The sequence below is a fragment of the Legionella nautarum genome (assembly GCF_001467895.1).
GTDB lineage: Bacteria > Pseudomonadota > Gammaproteobacteria > Legionellales > Legionellaceae > Tatlockia > Tatlockia nautarum.
Window position 1 is genome coordinate 107,462 of record NZ_LNYO01000024.1, and the last position, 22,767, is coordinate 130,228.

A 22,767-nucleotide genomic window follows, 5' to 3' on the forward strand; every position below is an offset into this window, starting at 1 on the left:
AATTATAGTTATTCGTTATAAATTTTGTCCAAAAGCTAAACTTTTTAAACATTCTACCGACACAGGAGATGGAGCTTGCTTTTAAGCTGCAATCTGGGAATTGAAATAATAATAACGAGTAAGAAGAAATTTTTTGCATTTAAGCATGCTTCTTGCATTAGAAAAATTAAAGATGAATTAGGGGAATCACGACATGAAAAAAATAACAGGAGTGATTGCGCTGATGATACAGGCAGCCGCAGTTAATGCTGCAAACTACTACGGTACCGCGCTCTGTGCTTATCCAGATTATCAATGCATTAAAGTGGGGTCTGGGGAAACTTGGGAAAAATTATTTCCTAACGAACAGCAGCGTGATGTTGTCCAACGCTTGAATAGAACTTATAACTCTCTGTGGGCTGGTAAAGTGATTGCTGTCCCACGTAATCTTGCTGAAAAAAACCTTCTTGATTTTTCTCCTTTCCCATTAAAAATTAATCCCGAAGGTGAAAAGCAAGTGATTGTTGATCAGGATAAGTTAGCTTGGGGAGCTTATGATAAAGAAGGGCAGTTAGTGAAATGGGGCCCTATCTCCTCAGGAAGGGACAGATGTCCAGATGCTGCTCGTTCCTGCCGCACAATGACAGGGATCTTCCGCTTTTTCAGCAAAGAAAATGAACGCTGCCGATCTAATGTATATCCTATCGGACGTGGCGGAGCAAAAATGCCCTTCTGCATGTATTTCCATAAGGGTTTTGCTTTACACGGTTCCCCGGATATTCCTGGATATAGAGCAAGTCATGGTTGTGTGAGAATGTTTACTCGCGATGCGGAATGGCTAAACCATAATTTTGTCGATTTATCTAATGATGCTAATCACTTTTTGGGTACAAAAGTAGTGATTCGTCCTGTTCTGACAAAAGAGGAGCCACAAGAATGAACACAATCAAAACCAACCTAGGTTTAAGCCTGTTATTGATTTTATTGTCAGTTGGCCTAGCGAATGCGAAGGGCCAGAAAGAAGACAAAGCGGAAAAAGAGGATAATAGACCACCTATTGGTTGTTATAACTCAGGATATCAATTTGAATTGGAAACCTTACATTTAGTTACCGGCGCAAATGGTCAGAATCAATCGATGTATTTTTTATTTAACACCCTCGGCCAACCCGTGAACCTTTTTCAGATGCGTGGGGAAGAAAGTTCACGGAGTTTGTATTTAAATCATGTGATTGGGCCTCACGAGTGGGGAATTTTATCGACAAGTGAAAAAATGGTTAAATTCATTTGCACGATTCCTGACAAAAAATCTCAATATGGACAAGTTATTGATTGTGCCCAAAGTTTGAGAGTTTGCGAGTACACCAATGTAAGGTATGGCTTAAATAATCGCGGTAATTATTGGTTAATGAATAGCAGTACAAGGAATGGTGCGGTAAGTGCGGTAGTGCACTATGGCATTATTCCAGGAATGTAATAAAAATAAGCGAGTTACTCAGATAGATTTTTTGCAGTAAACATATATGAGAGGGGAGTTACCATGAAATCATTCGTGCCATGGTTTTACTTGGTTGCAGCTACCGGAAGCCAATTGGCTTATGCTACAGATGGATTGGACGCTTATCGTCTAGGAAATTATCCACTTGCAGCACAAACACTTAGTCAGTCTGGAAGCGATCCTGTGGCTGATTATTATATGGGTCGGATGCGTTTATATGGTTACGGCCAATTAAAAAATAATACTCTGGCCTTGCGCTATTTTAATCAAGCGGCGGAAAAAGGGATTTTACCTGCCCAACAATTACTTAGCCGTTATTATCTCCTCGAAGAAAAAGATCCGGAAAAGGCATTGTACTGGTTTAAAAAATCGGCGGCTGCAGGAGATATCCAAGCGCAAATGTACTGTGCTGCCGCTTATATCTTTGGTTTAGGCACGAAAAAGAATGAGGATATAGCTAGAAAATATTATATCGAGGCTGCGAAAGGGGGTAATGCACTTGCCCAATATACCTTAGGAGTCCATTTCCTGGGTAGCCGCGATCAAAATAGTAAAAAATTAGGAGCCATCTGGTTAACTAAAGCAGCCGACCAAGGCATGGTTGATGCACAAGCCAAATTAGGTGAGCTCTATGCGACTGGCGTAGGGGTAACTCGTGATGCGGCTAAGGCGGTTGAGTTATTAACGAAAGCCGCTGCTCAAAATTCTACTGCAGCGATGGTAACACTCGGTGAGTTGGCCATTAAACAAAATCAACTGGATACTGGTAAAGATTGGCTAACCAAAGCAGCCAATGCGCATGATGTGAAGGCAGAGCTGATTCTGGCTCGTCTATATTCCGATCCTAAATCGGCTTTGTTTAATCTGCAGACTGGATTTATGTGGACTCTGAAAGCTGCGCAAAATGGTTCTGGCGAAGCCCAACAAGCTTTAGCGCTTCTTTATAAAGACGGCAAAGGTGTGGTCGCTAATCAACAATTATCCGACGAATGGCAACAAAAAGCGAAAGACACCTTGTCAAAAAAAGAATCAGAAGTTGCTGCTGATATTCAAGCTGCCCGCTGGCTCAGCAATGGTCGAGATGATAGTTTTGCGGCTGATAATTATAGTTTGGGAGGTATTTACAGCGCTTGGCAAAATCCTCTCGCCTTGAAAGAAAATAGCTATAATTCTGCTCCACAAATGGAAGCCTTATCACGTGCTGAGCTTTACAAACCTAATTTTACTATGGCTCAGCCTAGTGAAATTCCGATCAATGATTATTTTGATCTCATAGCTCCCGTGTTAAATGCGAATCATATTGCAACCTGGACTTTCCCCCGTTATCCCTTGGATAGGCAAATCGAGGCTTTGCAAAAAAATGAATCTCTGGCTGTGGAGCATAAACCAAGAGAATCTATGGTTAAAGAAGGTACACCCTTCCCTGACCAATCAGGACCACAAGATTTTAATTATTTTAAAGAAAAAACAGTAGGCTGGAAGAATAAAGCAAACTATCAAGCCGTTCTCAGCCAACTTTATAACCAAGCTATTTTAGGTAATTCCTCAGCTCAATTTGAAATTGGCCAGCTCTATCAATATGGTATTGGTGTAGTGAAAAGTCCTCAACAAGCTATCATTTACTACCAATTAGCAGCAGCACAGCAAGATGTTCGTGCTGAATACAATTTAGGTATCTTATACCTTGAAGGTCAAACCAATCCTGTGGATTATAAGCAGGGAATGAGTTGGATGACTGATGCAGCGTTTAAAGGAAATGTTTATGCCCAATATGTGTTAGCTAATATTTACGATAAAGGTTTCACTGATGGAAATGGCACGATGATTGTTGAGCCCAATGTTCAACAAGCTTTAGCGATGTATTATCTTGCTTCCTCTAATGGCTATGGCCCTGCTGAATATCGTTTAGCCGAGTATTTAGTTAAGCAAAAACAAGGGGGCTTGAGTGTGATGGCTAAACAAAATCGCACCCAATTGATCCGTCGACTCTATCAAGGTGCAGTCAATCAAGGTGTTGCAGAAGCTGAATTGCCTTTAGCTTATTACAATGCAATGGACACAGCTCATCCTGATAAGCAAATGCAAGCTTTTGAAGTTGCTAAAAAAGAAGCAAGATCTGGTAATGGTGAAGCAGCTCTTTTATTAGGAATGATGTATGAACGAGGCATTGCGGTACCTGCTAACCAAGTTGAAGCGCTGTATTGGTATCAGCAAGCGCCCCTTAATCCTGTAAATGCCTTCGTGCTTGGTACTTACTACAGTCAAGGTAGGGGTCTGGGCAAAAATGTGGAAAAAGGCTTGGAACTGTTACAACAAGCTGCCGATGCTAGCTTTTCTTATGCAAGTCTCAATTTAGCCGTGCTAAAACATCAGCAGGGTGAATCCTTCCTTGATGATTTAATTAAAGCACGAGACGAAGGTAATACCACAGCCAGCTTATTGCTTGCAGATTACTACCTTGCACAAGCTGATGATCCAGCGAATATACAACAGGCTCGTGATATCTACCAATATTTAGCAGAAAAAGGAGATAAAGAGGGGCAAGTAAAACTCGGTTATCTCTATGATACAGGTTTAGGTGGGCAGCTTGATCGCGAATTAGCGGCTAAATGGTATTTGGCTTCAGCGGAACAAGGCCAACCTATCGCGCAATTCTTGCTAGGTCAACTTTATCAATTAGGCCGAATCGGTAAAGAACCCGATTATGCTGAAGCTAAGAAATGGTATGCTGCTGCACAAGCAGTCTATCCAAAAGCAGCCGTGGCTCTTGGGTTCATCTATGATACTGTTGACGATAATTACCTCAAGGCTTTAGAAAGTTTTCAGCTAGCAGCCCAAAAAGGTGACGCAGTAGGTGAATACGACTTAGGTTTAATTTACGAAAAGGGCAAAGGCTTACCGGTTGATTATGCCAAAGCACAAGCGCTGTTTACTAAATCTGCTGATAAAGGCTATAGCGAAGCGATGACTCAATTGGCAGAAATGTATTTTAACGGCCTCGGTACAGATAGAAATGAACAAAAAGCATTACAACTCTATAAACAAGCGGCAGTCCAAGGGGATCCAGACGCGCTTTATCAACTTGGTTTGCTGTCTGAGACTGGTGTTGCAACCAAGCTTGATTTCTCAAGTGCAGTGAATTATTACAGTGAAGCTGCTGCAAAAGGTAACGATACAGCGAAACTAGCTTTGGCTAGGATGTATCAATATGGTTTAGGTGTGAGCAAAGATACTGAGCAAGCAAAACAATTGTATGGTGAATTAGCAGCAAACAATAATGGTTATGCGCAATATCAACTTGCTCTTATGTTGTTTAATACCGCGCAAGATTATAAATCAGAAGAGGGTAAGCGCTTATTACAGCAAGCAAGCGATAATGGTAGTTTCCAAGCACGCAAAATGCTGCAATGGCTCGATGCGCAACAACAAGAAAGGATCAGTTTTATTGAGCCAATTTCAATAAATCGCTCCCCTGTTCTAGCCCGTCAACCTGCTGATTTAATGTACTTTGATGCGCTAAACGAATGGAACCGTGGTGATGAGGATTTATCACGTTTGATTCTGAAACGTTTAATGACTCAGTTCCCACAATACGTACCAGCAAAACGAGCTTACGAACAGTTAAATCAGCATTCTGCTTCGTTCTCAATAGTTTTTAATGAACGTAATCAATCCGATTAATTATGTCTGTAATTTGACGAAACCCCGTGGTTTGTCCACGGGGTTTGTTTTTGGAAGTAAGTGGCCTTGAAGTCAGGTCTTATGCTTATATACTGTGGGTTCTCTGTTGTAGATAAGGGATTTCATTCCATACTCCAATCACTGGCACGCGAACAAGTTGGAGTTAGTCGCAGAGCCTAGTAGGTTCATTTCTAAACCCGTTATTAGGACTGGATCCACTTCAGTTTATAAACAGATTTCAATAGAAAAACGATTGATTCAAATAGAACCGAACCGGTAAAAAATACCGGTTCGGGTGTTTACGGACTTAGAGCGACGGAAACGCGGGGTTAAGCAGCCATAGCTTTAACGCGTGCGCTCAGGCGGCTTTTAATACGAGCAGCTTTATTTTTGTGAATTAAACCCTTTCCAGCAGCTTTATCAATAATTGGTTGTGCTTTAGCATAGGCTGCGTGGGCAGCTTCTTGGTCACCGGCTTCAACGGCCTTAAGTACATTTTTAACGTAGGTGCGGTACATAGAACGCGCACTGGCATTATGTTGACGCAGTTTTACGTTTTGGCGAGCACGTTTGATCGCTGATTTAATATTTGCCACTTAAAAATCTCCACATCAATCAGATGTCACAAAAAAATGGTGATCATGCCCAATAAGGTTGAATTTGTCAATATATTAAACCTAAAGCTTGAATCATTTTGATTAACTATTCTCAATTAGATACAGTAGGATATCGGACCAGTTGATTAAAATAAATAGAAAACTTTGGAGGGAATCAAAAATGAAAATGAGAACAATTAGTCTAGCCTTGTTATTCTTAGGATCTTCAGTGGCTTTTGCAAGTTTAGCTACTAATCCTTCAATAACTATTCAGCAGGCACTTTCTACAGCTGAGAAGGCAGGGTATACCAATATTCGCAAAATTGAATATGAGCATGGCAAATGGGAAGTGAAAGGACTAAACGCTGATGGTAAGAAATTTAAGATAGAAATTAATGCAACCACTGGTGCAATTTCTGAATATAAAGATTAATTATTCGACCGAGCTGCTCATTAGATTCCCCGAACGTCATCCTTGCTACGCTCAGGCCGTCTCGAAGTCTCACATCAGGATTTGCAAGGCTTCGAGACGTCCTAACGTCTCCGCGCATCCTGAGCTCTCGAAGGGAGGTGCTTTTCGCGACAGCGCTGCGCGCTTCCTCAGTGTGAACGGTACAAACAAAACGATCAATGAACTAAATAATCTATTTAATTCCTGGCGATACCCTCAGCTTAGGACGGCCTGTGATGTTGGGTAATTATTTTGTCTAAATGATTTGAGAAAAGCTGAATTTCTTTAGCACTGAGCGTATTTAAATTTCCGCGCAACATACCATTTTCTCGCAGCGATTCATTTAAATTACGCATTGTTAATATTTGTTTGATATTGTTGACTGAGTAAAGCGTACCTCTTGGGCTAAGAGCAAGGGCCTGTTTGGTGACAATCTGATCAGCCAAAATAATGTCGGCAGTAATAACAAGGTCGCGGGGTTGAATCTGATTGACAATATAGTTATCTGCACTATCGAATCCTGGTTCTACTTGTACCCTTTTTATAAAGGGAGAAGGGGGTGTCATCGCCAAATGGTTTGCAACGATTGTCACTGGAACCTGACGTTTTATCGCCGCTCGATATAAAATTTGTTTTATTGCCTTGGGACAGGCATCGCCATCAATCCAAATGATCATTCTTACTATCTACAATAATTTTTTTGCACTATAGCTCAGTTTTAAACAAGATAGAAATGCTGAACATCGTGATAGCAAGCAATGATAGGGGGCCCTATCATTGCTTGCTACTCCTAGGCCATTAACCCGCCATCTATGCCAACAATTTGTCCCGTAATATATGAAGCTGCGTCCGAACTTAAAAATAGGATGGTTTGGGCAACTTCTGCAGCTTTTCCTGCGCGTTTTAAAGGAACCAATGAGGTAAAAGCGGTTTTTCTTTCCTCTGTTTGAGTAAAGCGGTCAAACATATCAGTCATAATCGGACCTGGCGCCACTGCATTGACTCTCACATTAGACTCAGCTGCTTCAAGCGCTGCAACTTGCGTAAAACCTTCTACGGCATGCTTAGATGCACAATAGATCCCGGCTGTTGGAAAGCCCTTTTTACCGGCAATCGATGAGAGATTAATAATAGATCCCGAACCCTGTGACATCATGACCTGAAGTTCGTATTTCATACATAAAAAGACACCTAATACATTCGTATCAAAGGTCAATTGATAATTATCAACTGTTGACTCGACAATAGGTGTCATCGCGCCTTCTGTTCCAGCATTATTCACTGCTACATCAAGGTGGCCAAAATGTTTTACAGTCTGATCAATGAGCGAGCGAACTTCTGGTTCATAACGCACGTCAGTTTGAATAAATTCTACTTCAGAGCCGAGTGCTTTGAGCTCTTTTGCTAAAGAAAGCCCTAATTCTTTTTTGCGTCCCGAAATAACAAGCTTTGCTCCTTGTTGAGCAAAAGCTAAGGCAGTGGCTTTACCAATTCCTGCGAGAGCTCCAGTAATGAGCACAACTTGTTTTTTCATTTTAAATTCCCTTTTAGTGTGCAATTCCTGATGTGGATTTAGTATAGTACAAATTATTTTTGCACACTGAAGGTCGATTTCTTGCTCAGTTTTTGCTGCCGCCAAACCCTGTCAATGTAGTTTGTCCAATTGTTGTTACCGTTGATTCTGGTGGAACCTCGGTATTTTTTCTCGCTGATACTGGCACAAAAAATCCTTTTACAGGTGCAGAAAGTGGAGCAGGTTCAGCGGATTGCTGGGTTTGCGGGTCTATTTTTTCGATTAATTGCTCTATGTCTTCTGGGTTGCTGTTGCAGAGTACATGATCAGCATATTTTTTGGTGTCTTCAATAAAATGCAAATTAGAGAGCATATTTTTCATAAAATACTCCAGATTCTCCTTTATAGGCTTGCCTCGCTCTGTTTCATCCCTAAGAAGGCGCCTAGCAAGACACTCATCTGAACGGGTATCTACATAGATTGTGGAATCATAGCTGTTTGTATCGCAGAGTTCTTTATTTAACGCAAAAATGCCTTCAACAATGATGATCGTGTGTTCATCTGGAATGATAGGTTTTGTTTCAGCTAAGCGATTTTCTTTGTGAAAAGAATAGGTTGGTACCTCAATAGCCTGATCGTTTTTTAGGGCTTTAAGATGCTCGGCGAATAACTCGAGCTCGACAGAAGCAGGGTCGTCGAAGTTAGTGCCTGGTTGTGGATTTGCGCGATAATAATCATCTATTGATAATTTAACGCAACGCTTTCCCTGAAGTTGAAAATGTTTTACTAATGCATCTGCAACCTTGGTTTTTCCACTTCCCGAAAGACCTGCTACAGCATAAATTTTGGGCATAAATTTTCCTTATAGAGATGTTTATTGATGTCTCTCAGGCGAAATCAAGCACTCAAGAAACAACATGATATTTTTATTGGCACTATGATAAAAATGCAATGAGATTAACAAGTTATAATCAGAGAGTGAAGTCTTGCAGAATAAAAAAATGAATCATGGCTGATTAACTTATTGAACAAAATTTTTTGCTTGCTTGATTCATAGGTCTGGAAAGAGCAAAGTAAAATGGCCACGCAAAAAAGTGTTCCTTTTGTTCATACCGTTCGCACTGAGGAAGCGCGCAGCGCTGTCTCGAAGTGCCGCGAAAAGGCCCTCTCCTTCGAGAGCCTCAGGACAGGCTGTGAGACGCACTCGATGCGTGCTCCTATGATGGGATAAAATGAATACTACTCTTAGATACTCATTTCGCGGGGATACATCAGCTCGAGATGATCCTGTTAACCAGCAAGATTCTCAAGAATCAAAATTCCTAAAAAGCCCATAAAAAAACTCGCCGTAATTAACGGTGTTTCCTCAATTTCATGTTCATGGGCTTCAGTCAATAATTCTTCAGTAACGAGATAGAGTAAAGCAGCAACACCAAAGGAGAGTAGGCCATCTGTTATGGCGAGTGGAAGTTGAGATAACAGGGTTGCGCCCAAAACACTTCCCAGAGGAATGAGTAAAGCTAGGCCAAAACTAAGTACTAGCCTTGTTTTTATACTTACCGAACGTATACCTAAGGTTGAGGAAGTGGATAAACCTAAAAAGAGAATTTCCAAAGCTAGGGCGATTGCAATCAACATGCCGCCTTGTTTACCAGTCAAAAAAGCAATGCCGATGAGGATACCATCGATAAATACATCAATTCCCACCGAGGAAACTAAGCCCAAAGATACTCCTGTGGACTGCTCTTCTTGCTTATTCAGTTTGTTGGTAAGTGCTTTCAACAGAAGCATTAAAATGACCCCTAAACTAAAACCCACAATTAAAGCGATGGGGCTATTATCTGCCCCTAATTTGGGTAATAACTCTTTGGCAACCGCAGCAAAAACTACCCCCGCCGCAAAATGCTGGGTGGCGCTAGTCAATTTATTACTGGGTTGATAAAAGCTGGCTACGGTACCTCCTATGATCATCGTAAAAGCTGGGAGAAGTGAGTAGAGCGCAATGCTAGAAATTGGTGGGTTCATCAAGACATCCTTTTTCAAGTGCGAACTTATTTATTATTTGGCCTTTTCGAAAAAACTTTTTAAAAATCTCTCAAATTATTCTTAATAGGGTATATCATAGAAGCTTGTTTTGTGAATTAATTCGGATTATGTCAGCGATTGAAACCATGGTACCTAAACGGCAAAGTCTATTACGTTCCACCTCTCTTGTATCGCTAATGACTTTAATCTCACGTATGGTTGGCTTTGTACGTGATATGGTAATTGCCCAATTATTTGGTGCACAAGCAGGAATGGATGCCTTCTACGTTGCGTTCAGAATTCCTAATTTTATGCGTCGTCTCTTTGCTGAAGGGGCTTTTTCGCAAGCCTTTGTGCCCGTCCTTGCTGAGTATCAACAAACACGTCCTTTCGATGATGTACGGCTTTTTATTGCGCGAATAGCAGGGCAATTAGGGGCTGTGCTCACTTTCGTCACGGTGATTGGTGTTATTGCGGCGCCGTTTATTATTTTTCTTTTTGCACCAGGATTTGGTGAGGGAAGTACGCGCTCTATACTGGCTACAGAAATGCTACGTATCACTTTTCCGTTTTTAATGTTGGTGTCGATGACGGCAATGGCAGGAGCGATTCTGAACACCTATGGGTATTTTGGTGTTCCGGCCTTTACTCCGGTGCTTCTGAATATTTGTATGATTGTCGCTGCTATTTATTTGAGTCCACATCTGCAGCAACCTGTAGTGGGCTTAGCTTGGGGTGTGTTAGTGGCTGGGATAGTGCAATTCTGCTTCCAAATTCCTTTTCTTTATAATCGTCGATTACTAGTAAAACCACGCATGGCTTGGAGCGATCCTGGCGTGAGGCGCGTTTTAAAGCTAATGGTTCCGGCCTTATTTGGGGTGTCTATCGCGCAAATTAATCTGATGATTGATTCTATTTTTGCCTCCTTCCTTAAAGTGGGTAGTGTAACCTGGTTGTACTATACCGACAGACTGACTGATTTTCCTTTGGGTGTTTTTGGCGTGGCTATAGCCACCGTTATTTTGCCGCATTTGTCTAGACGGCATGCTGAGCAAGGTAGTGAGAAATTTTCTAAGACCTTGGATTGGGGTTTACGCTCCTTGTTGTTAATCGGCATACCCTCTGGTTTGGGCTTAGCTATGTTTTCTATGCCGCTTATCGCCAGTTGTTTCACATATGGTAAATTTTCCCCCAATGATCTAATACAAACGCAAAAAAGTCTTATTGCCCTTGCTTCCGGTGTACCGGCTTTTATGATGGTGAAGGTTTTGGCCTCTGGTTTTTATGCTCGCCAAGATATAAAAACTCCTGTAAAAGTAGGGGCTTGGGCGATGGTTGCCAATTCAATTCTTTGCGCTATATTCGTTTGGCCTTTGGCGCATGCAGGTCTTGCGCTCGCTTCTGCCTTGGCCGGCTATGTCAATTGCGGGATGTTGTTATTCTTGCTGAGACGCCGAGGGGTTTATAAACCCTCGGCAGGATGGATAAAATTTCTCATGCAATTATTGATTGCTAATGCTGCTATTGCCCTATATTTATACCTGATGGTTGGTTCTGTGCAGCATTGGTTAGACCAATCTGCTTTAATGCGTTTAGTTCTGCTCATGTTTCATGTATCGGTTGCAGTCCTTATTTATTTATTGTGTTTAGTATTAACCGGCGTTCGTATAGCGCAATTTCGTGGCCAAATGAAGGAGCAATAATGCCTGCTGACATGTTTTATGAAATTCAGTCTGAAAAAGCAATCCCCCTATTTTTAGTGACCGAAACTCATTGGGAACAACGACTGGAAGCATTAACTCCCGCAGAGAGGAATTGTCTTCTAAGTCGAGAATTCACTGGCAAATTGGGTGATTTCTGTCTGATTCATACCGCTGAAGGTCATCTGAGCAAGGCTTACATTGGTGCAGCGAATGGTGATCAGATGTTAGCGTTAGCTAATGCGGCAACTCAGTTACCTGCAGGTTGCTATGTTGCTCAGGAAGTTTTGTCGCATAGTGCAAAGGTTAACTGGTCTCTGGCGCAATATCGTTTTAGTGAATATAAAAAACAAGAATGCTCGGCTCGTACTTTATTAGTGAATAAAGAAGAATTACCAGGAGTTTTAGCTGAAGCCGAGGCTATTTTTTTGGTTCGTGATTTGATAAACAGACCGACGAACTCCTTAGGACCACAGGAGTTGTCCATGGAGGTATCGAGGATTTCTGTAAAATATAAAGCCCATTTCAAAAGATGGCTTGGTGAGCAATTAGTCAATTCAAACTTGAATGCTATCTATACCGTAGGTAAAGCTGCAGCAACACCACCACGCTTATCAACACTGAGCTGGGGTAATGAGAATCATCCGAAGGTCACCTTAATTGGTAAAGGGGTTTGTTTTGACAGCGGGGGCTTGGATCTTAAACCTTCTGCTGCAATGCGCTTGATGAAAAAAGACATGGGCGGGGCTGCTCATGCAATAGGTTTGGCACAATGGATTATGGAGCAACAATTACCTATTTATTTGCGCTTGTTTATTCCTGCTGTTGAAAATTCAGTAGGTCCTAATTCATTCAGGCCAGGTGATATTATCAAAATGCATAATGGTTTAACGGTGGAAATTGATAATACCGATGCGGAGGGGCGCTTAGTATTAGCCGATGCAATTTCCAAGGCTTGCGAAGATTTGCCCGATTTATTGATTGATTTTGCAACGCTGACGGGAGCAGCGCGAGTCGCGGTAGGTACGGATATTGCGGCTATGTTCTCTAATGATGACCAATTAGCGCAGGCTATTAGTGAATCTGCTTTGGCAGTTAATGATCCAGTATGGCGCTTACCCTTGTTTTCTGGCTATGAAGAACTGCTTAATTCCACGGTGGCTGATTTAGTGAATTCCAGTCCTTCGCCCTATGCGGGGGCAATTACAGCTGCTTTATTCTTACAGCGCTTTATACCCAAGTCTTTATCCTGGGTCCATTTTGATCTTATGGCTTGGAATCTCGCGTCTAAACCTGGCAAACCTGAAGGTGGAGAGGCGATGACCCTGCGGGCATTGATGCATTATTTAAAGAAAAGATATAGCCATAATTGAATAAAGAAAAGGGGATGACGTACGGGATTATTTATAGGGATTTCGGCTCTGTGGCAGCCCCAGTAGCTTCTTCTAATGGAGGTGTTTCTTCTATGTTTACTACCCTAATCCCGTCCCTAGATTCCGCAACAACCCTAACAAGCTGAGTATCTTGTTCCTCTTCTTTTGGAGCATGTGCTTCGAACTCACGCATCATTATTCTTGTACTATCCAATAATTCCCTCTGCTTTTCTTCTACGTTCTTTTGAGTGGCCATTTTCCCCAGGATTAAGGGTTGAAGCTGCGAAATATTTTCGCCGATTTCTTGTAACAGCATCTCTTTTGTTGCTACTTCTAAATGTTTTGCGGAAGCGCCTGCGCGGAAAAAACCAATCGCCGCATTAAAAAGTTGACTGATTTTGCCGGGTGCAAATATCAGCTCCGATAACACCGAATTCATTTCGTTAGGGGTTGGAAAATAATGAGAAGAAGCGAGGTATTGGCCGATAAGTAATGGACTAGCAACTAGGGTATAAAAAAGGACAATAGGAACCCGAAGGACAGCGCCTACTAATTCCCAACTTATTCTTACCACATTAGCGGTTGCCCGTACGATTAATCCAAAGTCAACTCTTGCCTTATCCAACAAATCCTGTACCGGTTGAAAGCTAAAACGCCTGCTTTCACCGAGCTTGGGATTAATAAAGGAAGCAATAGCTAAACCTGAAATTAAAATTAGAGCCACACTTGCTCGTGTGATAGCAGGAATATATGCAAGAGTCATTTTTAGGGAACCGGCTAATCCTCCAATTCTTTCACGCCCACCGATTAATTTATATTTCACTGCAGCAATATATTCTGGGTTGTCTGCATAATGGGTGTTGACATAATGCATTATTTTATATTTTTCATCCTGCGGTAAATTATCTGGTTCAAGTTGCAAAATTTGCTGGCGTATGCGAGCTCGCTTAGAGCTTTCTTGCAATTTGGGAATGATTTTGGTCTCTGTTTCTTCGGAAACTTGGGTATTTTCTAGAACATAGTTTGTAATCGCCTTTTCAAGCAAATTAACTGTCGAATCAGAGTAGTCAGGGTGTAAAGCATCTTTGAATGCATTGAGATATTCTGTTGTTTGTTGATCAATCTGCTTTTCTTCTTCTGGAGTTAATTCGTGCGCTCCATTTTTTTGTGCTTTTATATAACCTACCGCAATCGCTGCCCTAACTTCGGGGCGTAACGCTTCCATCTTGGCTTGAGCCTGACGAATAGCTTTAGCATTAGGTGATTGGGCAGATTTAGACTTTTTGGCCTCGGCATCACTTTCATGATCTTGTTCAGACTCTTCTTCTTCCCAGTCATAGCGAATACCACTTTCGATAACAATGGCAGCTAATTTTGCGCCTGATACGCCAAGCTCCAAATACGGAAAAGTCGCGTGTCCCGCTTCTTCTGCTATTGAACTACTCAACCAAGGAATATCGGCGTGAAAGGCAATTTCAAAACCCAAGCCGACAGTTGCCAGGCCAACAACGGTGGCTAACACGGGATTTTCAATGAGCATTTCTACACCACGGATAGCAAGACTATTTTTGCCGCTCGTTAAATCGAAGAATAGAAAAGCGGCTTTCCCATTAATCATGGCGGTAGAAAAAGAAGACATGAGTCCCTGTGTTTGACCCACCAACGTTTTTGCTATAGGGATATTCATTTTCGCGTAAATAAAATGAAGGAAAGAGAGCTTTGTTAAGAAGGGCATAGCCATTGGCGCTGCAGTACAGGCTGCTAAAGTAAAGGCGACACCGCCGATTGGATGTGCGCGATAAATTTCTTTGGTGAATACTTCAACGATACTGCGGGTGAAATCATTCGAGGCCCAGGATACAAAATCTTCTGGATTATCTGGATTTAAACGATATGCGGCTGTTGCTTCAACATGATGATCAAAAAACATGTCACTATAGGATAATTGCTTCAATACTTCGCTATCGGATGGGAGTTTCTCTTTATAAGTACGATGTAAGTCCTCAATTTTTTGCGTATGGAGACGAGTAGCTCTTTCATCGTCCTTCAGACGCGAATCGAGTAGGAGCATGAGTTCATTATCGCTGATTGAATTTCTACCAATAGAGATATCATAGTAAATATCTTTCATACCTTCCCAAAAATGAACCGTGATGCCTTTAATCACTTCACCTAAGGGATTCAGGCTAAAATTAGCCACTTGCTGACCGAGAAATTGCATACCTGTTACAAAAAGACCACCATTGGTCACTTGGGTAGGGGGCTTGTCACGAAAAAGTTCTCGAGTTTCTTCCAGCGTTTTATACTTTTCTTCAGCAATATCCCATTTTTGTAAAAAAGCCTGTTGGCTAGGAAAGGCCGGAATCTTGAAAGGCTCGCGATCGAAGGCTCTCAGACTAAGATTCACTATACCTGTTGCTGCAAAGAAACCTGAGTACAAGAGATCAAGACCAAAAGAAACCACATCGATGCCAGAATTAACTAGGACAAATAAGCCTCTTTTGGCGGCAGTGTAGCCTGGTATTTTTCCTTTTTCCCCCCTGAAATTAATTAGCATGACCGTGTCATCGCTGGATTGATAGAGCTCTCCGCCTTCCTCGTTCCGTTTGATTAACGCAATTCGCTTTGCTAAATCAACCTGCGATTTAGGATTAAAACCATATTCCGCTAAATCAACAGTCACTAATTCCGATTGGTCTTTGGCAGAAAAATCTAAGCTATGGGCTTTAGTGACTGGATTATGATAATCCGTCATTTGACTAGAATAGCCTTCTCCGGTGAATTGGGCATCAAGTAAAGCTTGAGATAAACCACTACCGTCTTGATATAAGCCGCTAACGCTGTAACTCGCATCGATCGCTGTTTGCGTGATCGTATTAATCTGCTGTTGTAAAAAATATTTTAATAAACTATCACTGCCGCCATAGCTGCCTAAAATTGCTCTGACTTGTTCTTGGGTAGGATTTTGATCTTTTATGGCTATGAGCGATTGTTCATATTGGTAGGCCGCGTAGCCGAGGGTCTTTGCGCCATGGATTAGAGTAGAATAAGGCTCTAGATCTGTTTTCTCTCCCATTTTGGCTTCCATAGCCCTTCTTTCATTTCGCATATTTTCCCGGAATTTTGCGAGTTTTTTAATGATAACTTCTAGATTTTCTTTAGGTGTTTTGACGGACTGGTAACGATTAACAGAGCGATTCAGCGGTTGTAGAGCCTCAATAAAGGTTTGTGCACCATCGGCAACAGCTAATCTTTCTTCATTTTTTCTGACTTTTATACCTAATTCAGTGGAGCGTTCGAATACGGTGCGTTTATATTCACCGATTTGTGCAATCATCTTAGCAAGAGGATCTTGAATACCACTGGCATCAAAGACACCATTCCGTAAAGCGCTTCTTATTTTTTCTGCTGTAGTGACATAGACAGTAGTTTGATAGCTATCATCTTGATTGACTATCGAGAGGGTGGCTTGGCCATTGGAATAAACTTTTTTCTTTTCTAAAATGCTTGGTGTGGTAATTTCACTGAGTTCACTTAATGAAGGTAAAACAGAGCCTGCTGGAGTAGCAATTGCACGAAAAGGGGTTAATAAAACCATCTTTGAATCATCGGCTCCATGCAATACGAATTTTCTCTTCAAAGATTCGTTATAAGCTAACATTGCATGGTATGGACTTTTTGACATAGTATCTCAATCTCGACATGGTCAAAATTAATATAAATTTTTCTTTTTTTAAACATTATGATAAGAATAGCATAAGAGGCTTATGTCATTATTAAGTTAGGAGCTATAAAGAATTGTGGACTGTTTTTTTTTATAAATTGAGGTAGGGTTAGGCCAAAAGCAAGGCCTAACCTTGTATTTCTAAACGCTCGGGTTATCTCCGGCATTCAAAGTGCCGTGATCGGGCTCATCTAATATAGTTAATTCCTGCTGTAACTTGATCAAACCTTTATGGGCTTCTTCTGCAGCAGAAGCAATCATAACTTCTGTTTCATTGGGGAAGAATCGAGCTCTATAATTTTCACCGTTCCATGTTTTAAAACCCCAAGTTAGTGGCCGCAAAAGGGTATTGATGAAGTTAATAAAGGAATTTGACACCTCAGTAGTTAAGCTGTGATAGTTGGAATCCCCCTCCCTTAGCGCTTCACTTATTGACAGTATGGATGAATTAATAAAATCAGCGGGAGTAGTAGTTGATATAGGCAGTAAATAACAACCTAGATTCTGGTTTAGACGAATATCCATATTGTTCAGAATGTTAATACGAGGATCTTCGGTTTCATCTTCTTTTTTATGAGTAGTACGGATACGGTCAATTTCAGCCTGAATTTTAGCTCTCATTGTCTTAATAATTTGAACTTCTTTAGAGTTTGATTTATCTGTAGACGTATTATTATCTTCTTTAATATCAGTATTAGTAATAGTGGCTTGTGGTACTTCATCAGAGTGGTGAATTTCTTCATCTGGATCTGGTGTCGGATTATCAGAGCTAGCTTTGCTGAGTAGTGAGGTTGAAGAATCAAGCGGAGTTTCTGTCGATGGGACTTGTATATTTTGCGGTTCTTGTTTTTCCTTATTAGCTACCCCTGTAGTATCGCTATTAGTAGATTCTTCCATGGTTTGAGCAACAGAATGAGGGGGGATTTTTTCTTCAAGAATTCTGGGAGGTTCTTTGGTATCTTTTATGCTGTTACTATCATCTGCTACTTGAGGTTCATTACCAAATAAACTTTGAGTATTTTTAGTAGGCGCCGTTGGAGAAGAGCCTTGACTCTTTGGCTTTTCAGTCTCTTTTTCAAATAACTGGTTTGCGCTTGCTTGTATTAGTTCTGCAGACTCACTTCTAATGTTGGCTGGATGAAGAGTTCTAACTGGTCTATGAATAGGTGCTTGTGGCTTTTTATTTTGAGCTTGTTGCCTCGAGTTTTCTTTTTTGGGATTTTTTGTAAACCCTGAGGCAACTTGAGCCAAGCTTTCTAGAAAAGTAGGTTCTGGTTTGGGAGCTTCTGCTTGTGCTGTAGCCCTACTTTTTGCCGCAGCAGCTTTTTTTAGAGCTTTTGCATTTTCAATAGCCCTATCGATTGCTACCTGTTGCTCAGAAACACGTCGCTTTAACAGCGCTAATGGTTCGGCGTTTAGGGAGATAGGTTTTGATAAATCTTTCAGTTGAGGTTTAGTTACATTCTTCAGTGCAAGCATTATCAAATCTAATTTATTGTTGACCTCAGCTAATTCCTCAGGAGTGTACACGGTTCTAAGTAAACTGGCGTTTTGTGTAATGTGGTCTCTTAAACTCTCTACGTTTCTTTTTATTTCACGCGTACTTTCGAGAAAATCCTCATTCCCTGCTTTTATCTTTGTTTCCAAACTGGATTGAATCATGGCTAGGCGATCCAATTGGTCTTGCTTTTTAGTATTCCATACAGAATGGGGGCATGAATTATATTGATTTAGAACTAATCTCATACCGCTTTCTGCTTTGTGAATTTGTAATCTTATCTCGGCTAAATAGTTATCAGATAAATTATAAACCTTGGCTTGGGCTTCCAATTTTGCAAATAAATCTTTGACGGACTGGAGCGCATCCTTACAATCTTTATTAAATTGCACTCTCTCTTTTTTAACGGCGTCAACTGTATCATTGTATTTCACTACAGTAGCGCTAAGCATGAGATGTCTACTTTTTAATAAACTAATTTCATGTTGGAGTATTGAAGTTTGCCCTTTAATAGCAGCTATCTGTAAGATTTTTGCATCATTAATTTCTTTAATAATTCTAACTACATTGTTAACAGCCTCATCTTGTTCTGCTTTTATGTTGCTAAGTGTTGAAGTCAATTTGGTTAACTCAGTTCCCATAGGAGCCGATGGCGGTTCTTTGCAGTGCTTATAGATTTCGTCAAACTCCATACAGAGTGCGTTATATTCGTCTTTAGCTTGAACTAATGCGGTTTTTTGCTCATATAAGGTTTTGAAATCCTGTTCATCCCTAGTTAGAACCTGTCGCTCATAGAATGCTCTACTTTCGTGTTCATCCTCAGTTACCGTATCTATTTCTTTGCCGAGTGCTTTATATTCTTCTTTAGCTTTAGCAAAGCTATCTTGCAACTTGCGGAGTGCTTGATGTTCTTCTTCAACATCAGCTTTTTGCGTGGATAAGAGCTTATATTTTTCTTCAGCGCGAGTTAGTGCGACTTCTTGCTTGTTGAGCTCTTTAAGTTTTTCTTCTTGAGCTTTGGTTAGTGAAATTTTTCGCTCGAACAGCGCGTTATAACTCTCTGCAGCTTTAACTTGTATCGCATTTTTCTCGCAGACGGCTCTATATTTTTCTTTATACTTAGCTTGGACAGCTTTATCTGGGGAAAAGATGTCTTGATATTTTATTTCATTGGCAAGTTGAGTTAGACTTTCCAAGTATTCCTTTTCTTTTGCAATTAAAGCTCGCAGGGTAGTTCCCCTGTCTAAGGCTTCAAATTCACGCTTAACATCATTCTTCGATTTAGCGCCATCTAAAAGTTTAGAAGGGTTCGACAAGACTTCTGGCTGAACAGGAAGTACAGATTTCAGCTTATTTCCAAACTGTGAAAAAATAGACTCTTTAGTATTGTTCCTTTCTTCTTCCTCAGGTTTTCTAGAAAAATCGGATAGACAGCTTGTTAGAAAAAGTTTGTATGGGGCTCTTTCTTGATTTAATTTATCTATCATCTCCAGAGTTTTCTTGATGTTATGCGGTTGACTTTTGAGGGGTTCACCCTTGATGTTACTTTGAGTGCCCAACTCTAGCAGGGTTTGGTTGACAGCTCTTATGCTTTTATCGATTTCGGCAACTTGTTCTTGATAAGGCATAAACCTAGACTTACGTGCTATAGACTTCTCTGATATAAGACTCTCTGGCTGCGCAGGATCTGCAATTGCGACTACCCTTTTAGTTCTTCCTTTTTTAGTTTTTTTTCCTTTAGAAGTTGGAGCAGGGCTATTATGAGCGTCTGAAACAGTTGCAGAAGGGGCTGCGTTCATCTTAGCTGTTTTTTTAGGCATTGCATAAAGAGCTATTTCTTTAAAACCATCAATGAGCGAAGTCATGGTTTCTGGGGATAAGCGAATACGGGGTTTCTCAGAAAACATAACTTCATATTTTTTCAATTTCTCAAGGTATCTTGGTGCTTTACTTTCCTCAGCCTGCTTTAAAAAATACCTCAGCATCTCAGTTTGAACTGTTCTAATTAGAAGAGAAAGTTGTGTGTGCGCATCTTTTAATTTAGTGATGTCTTTAAGCTCTTTTAACTTCTCAATTTGTTTATCTATTTCTTTAAGGGTATCAGAAACAGAATAAGATAGATCATTGGGGAGCTCGCTAAAAAGATCAATACATTTTTGCCCATCGTCAATAATAAGTTTTACATCCCTCAGCACTTTTAGATCTAGAGGTAGAAGCTTATTAAATTCTTTTACCAAAGAAGAGAATTCATTGATTGATAAGGGAGTCTTCAAGATTTCTAATTTTTTTTGTAGATTTGCTGCATCAGGATGATTGCTAATTTTAACTTGGTTTTCCATCCGCCATAAAATTTCACTTTGAATGTCTCTTATTAAAGGCGAAAAGAGTTCTTCATCTAATTTTTTTAATTCCTCAGTGGTGTTTTTATCAATATTTGTTAAATGATTTTTAACTGTATTTATCATTTCCGATAGAAACCCTAACGGTTCTTGGTCAGAAGGATCTTGCTGTATTAGAAGAAGAGTAAGTATCTCTTCAGAAGAATTAAAAATCTCTATAAAAGATTCTGTATCTTTTTGAATTTCTTTTTTACTTCGCATTCCAATAGCCTTAAATTAATATGCTTAATTGTTATATTGTAAAATTTTAGTATTAACTAAATATTAAATTGCATTATATTTTTCGAATTAATTTGAAATAAGTATTAAATCTTTAAGTTACTTTTGGTCAATTTATTGAAGTAAAACAAGAGTTAAAGCTGATAAAAATTAAATGATCTCATGCGTTTGTAATTCACAGTGTTTAGCGCGATATTCCCGATAATGAGCTCGGCTCAACTCTTTAGCTGCTTCATCGTTGCTGACAATTTCTATTACTCGCCGAAAACGTGGGTAAAACCCCGGAATTTCAGTGGCTAAATTGAGAAGAATATCATTAAAGCCACGTGGCTCATCACGATAACCAATTTGTATGGGAGGAGGTGGTTCAGGACCCTCTCCTTGCAGATTATGCGGGATGAAACTGTTGTCTTTAAAAGTCCATAATAATTCATCCAAGGTTTCTGCCTCTTGCTGATTATTACAGTAAACAAATACACGATGGCCTCGTAAATAGGCTTTTTCCAATAAACGGCAAGCAAGCAAGCATTTGGCTTGCTCATCATTATTAGCTAATAAATAAAAATCAACGCGAATCGATGACATGGCGTAAGAGTTGAATGAGTAATGAGACAGGTCGGCCGGTTGCGATACGTTTTTTACCCGAGATCCAGGCAGTACCAGCAATATCGATGTGTGCCCAACGATATTTTTTAGTAAAGCGGGACAGAAAACAAGCTGCAGTAATGGCTCCGGCACTACGGTCGAAGGAGGCATTAATCATATCAGCGAGTGGGCTATCAAGCGCTTCTTGATAAACCTCATCCAAAGGCATGCGCCAAATCTTATCATCCGCTTCTTTTCCTGCGCGAAGAATCAGCTCGGCGAGTTCCTCATCTTCCGTCATAAAACCTGAGGTAGCATAACCTAGAGCAACGATGATAGCGCCAGTCAAGGTGGCTAAGTCAATGACTAATTTGGGTTTAAAACGTTCTGCATAAGTGAGGGCATCGGCTAATATTAACCGACCTTCGGCATCGGTGTTTAGTATTTCAATCGTTTGTCCAGACATACTAGTGACAATGTCACCTGGTTTAACTGCTGTGCCACTCGGCATGTTTTCCGCGCTGGGGATCAAACCAATCAGATTGATCGGGAGTTTCATCATTGCGCAGGCTTTCAAGATCCCAAAGACAGAGGCAGCACCGGCCATATCATATTTCATCTCATCCATTGTGTTGGCAGGTTTTATCGACAAACCACCGGAGTCGAAAGTTATTCCCTTACCGACTAAAACAACAGGGGCAGTATCGCCGCCACCACAGTAATGAAGTTCAATAAAACGGGGCTCTTGCTGACTTCCTTGGCCTACAGCAAGCAAGGCTCCCATGTTTAGGTCGCGCATATCTTCAGGCCCCATCACGTTAGCTGAGAGGTTTTCATGGGCTTGAGCTAAAGCCGCAGCTTGTTCGCCCAGATAAGTTGGAGTACAGATATTCGCAGGTAAATCGGCCAAGGTACGCGTAAATTTAATCCCTTGAGCGATGGCTTCTGCGGATTGAATAGTCTTGTTGGACGCTTCGGCTAAATAAAAATGGACCGTCTCCAGCCTGGGTTGTTTATTATTTTTAGTTTTGAATTCGGATAGCTGGTAAAGTTGTGAATCAATTTGTAAAAGCATTTGCTCTAATTGCCAGTCCGCATCATGCTCAGCAATTTGCGGGAGACAAAAACTAGCAGAGCTAATTCGTTGTTTGATGAGTCCTGGAACAAGGTCATTCAAGGTTTTGCGCAATTGTTTCATTTTAAATGAAGCTTTTTTGCCGCAATGAACAAGCACTAAGCTATGGCCCTCAATATCCGCTTGCCACACCGAATCCCCTTCCTCGCTGAGTTTGGCAAAGAGGCGTGTAATCAGTTTGTTGTGCTGCTGATCCAGGGTTTTAACAAAATCAGGAAACTCATTGTCAGCAAAGAGGCCAAGAACGAGACACTCGCTGGTTTTTAGGGTGGGCCTATCCAGAAGACTGTAATGCATTTTGCTTTCTCTAACCAAAAGCGGTAGTTTACCTCGGCTTTGTCCGCAATTCTACTGTTTGGGAACTTGTCCATAATCATCAGGTAGTCTCGAGT

15 protein-coding genes are annotated in these 22,767 nt (G+C 40.8%); 6 read left to right on the forward strand and 9 right to left on the reverse strand.

What is annotated here, in order from left to right; translation table 11 throughout:
* Positions 1-193: 193 nt before the first annotated feature.
* The 3 genes from Lnau_RS12320 (at position 194) to Lnau_RS12330 (ending at position 5,157) form a co-directional block, all read left to right on the forward strand.
* On the forward strand, positions 194-919 hold the full coding sequence (locus Lnau_RS12320) for a L,D-transpeptidase (protein ID WP_058505450.1): 726 nt from the start codon (positions 194-196) through the stop codon (positions 917-919).
* Complete coding sequence (locus Lnau_RS12325) at positions 916-1,455, forward strand: hypothetical protein (RefSeq protein WP_058505451.1); 540 nt, start codon at positions 916-918, stop codon at positions 1,453-1,455. Before Lnau_RS12320 ends, Lnau_RS12325 begins: the two co-directional genes overlap by 4 nt.
* A gap of 63 nt (positions 1,456-1,518) precedes the next feature.
* Positions 1,519-5,157 (forward strand): SEL1-like repeat protein, encoded by a 3,639-nt coding sequence (locus Lnau_RS12330; RefSeq protein WP_058505452.1) that lies wholly within the window; start codon positions 1,519-1,521, stop codon positions 5,155-5,157.
* Positions 5,158-5,486: 329 nt separating this feature from the next.
* Here Lnau_RS12330 and rpsT read toward each other — a convergent pair whose 3' ends face one another.
* A complete protein-coding gene (rpsT, locus tag Lnau_RS12335; protein ID WP_058505453.1) occupies positions 5,487-5,753 on the reverse strand; it encodes a 30S ribosomal protein S20 in 267 nt (88 codons plus the stop codon).
* Between the two features lie 181 nt (positions 5,754-5,934).
* Between rpsT and Lnau_RS12340 the strand changes: the two genes are divergently transcribed.
* Positions 5,935-6,186: a PepSY domain-containing protein gene (locus tag Lnau_RS12340; protein WP_058505454.1), complete on the forward strand. Its 252-nt coding sequence runs from the start codon at positions 5,935-5,937 to the stop codon at positions 6,184-6,186.
* A gap of 239 nt (positions 6,187-6,425) precedes the next feature.
* On the opposite strand, the gene Lnau_RS12345 is transcribed toward Lnau_RS12340, so the two are convergent.
* The 4 genes from Lnau_RS12345 to Lnau_RS12360 all read right to left on the reverse strand — a co-directional run bounded on the left by Lnau_RS12345 (position 6,426) and on the right by Lnau_RS12360 (position 9,742).
* On the reverse strand, positions 6,426-6,881 hold the full coding sequence (locus tag Lnau_RS12345; RefSeq protein ID WP_058505455.1) for a YaiI/YqxD family protein: 456 nt from the start codon (positions 6,879-6,881) through the stop codon (positions 6,426-6,428).
* 113 nt (positions 6,882-6,994) lie between these two features.
* Positions 6,995-7,738: an SDR family NAD(P)-dependent oxidoreductase gene (locus Lnau_RS12350; RefSeq protein ID WP_058505456.1), complete on the reverse strand. Its 744-nt coding sequence runs from the start codon at positions 7,736-7,738 to the stop codon at positions 6,995-6,997.
* 85 nt (positions 7,739-7,823) lie between these two features.
* Positions 7,824-8,570 (reverse strand): uridine kinase family protein, encoded by a 747-nt coding sequence (locus Lnau_RS12355; RefSeq protein WP_058505457.1) that lies wholly within the window; start codon positions 8,568-8,570, stop codon positions 7,824-7,826.
* 437 nt (positions 8,571-9,007) lie between these two features.
* Positions 9,008-9,742 carry a ZIP family metal transporter gene (locus Lnau_RS12360; RefSeq protein WP_058505458.1) on the reverse strand — a complete coding sequence of 245 codons (735 nt, stop codon included), beginning with the start codon at positions 9,740-9,742 and terminating at the stop codon, positions 9,008-9,010.
* 128 nt (positions 9,743-9,870) lie between these two features.
* On the opposite strand from Lnau_RS12360, the gene murJ reads away from it, so the two are divergent.
* Complete coding sequence (gene murJ, locus Lnau_RS12365; protein WP_058505459.1) at positions 9,871-11,445, forward strand: murein biosynthesis integral membrane protein MurJ; 1,575 nt, start codon at positions 9,871-9,873, stop codon at positions 11,443-11,445.
* A complete protein-coding gene (locus tag Lnau_RS12370; protein ID WP_058505460.1) occupies positions 11,445-12,815 on the forward strand; it encodes a leucyl aminopeptidase family protein in 1,371 nt (456 codons plus the stop codon). Before murJ ends, Lnau_RS12370 begins: the two co-directional genes overlap by 1 nt.
* Before the next feature lie 31 nt (positions 12,816-12,846).
* Here Lnau_RS12370 and Lnau_RS12375 read toward each other — a convergent pair whose 3' ends face one another.
* The 4 genes from Lnau_RS12375 to Lnau_RS12390 form a co-directional block, all read right to left on the reverse strand.
* Entirely contained in the window at positions 12,847-16,500 is a 3,654-nt protein-coding gene (locus tag Lnau_RS12375) for a hypothetical protein (protein WP_058505461.1), read from the reverse strand.
* Positions 16,501-16,680: 180 nt separating this feature from the next.
* Entirely contained in the window at positions 16,681-20,637 is a 3,957-nt protein-coding gene (locus Lnau_RS12380) for a hypothetical protein (RefSeq protein ID WP_058505462.1), read from the reverse strand.
* A gap of 168 nt (positions 20,638-20,805) precedes the next feature.
* The gene (locus tag Lnau_RS12385) at positions 20,806-21,240 is read right to left on the reverse strand and encodes a DNA polymerase III subunit chi (RefSeq protein WP_058505463.1); all 435 of its coding nucleotides are present in this window, start codon (positions 21,238-21,240) and stop codon (positions 20,806-20,808) included.
* On the reverse strand, positions 21,221-22,672 hold the full coding sequence (locus Lnau_RS12390) for a leucyl aminopeptidase (protein WP_058505464.1): 1,452 nt from the start codon (positions 22,670-22,672) through the stop codon (positions 21,221-21,223). The genes Lnau_RS12385 and Lnau_RS12390 overlap by 20 nt, the downstream gene beginning before the upstream one ends.
* Positions 22,673-22,767: the final 95 nt, after the last annotated feature.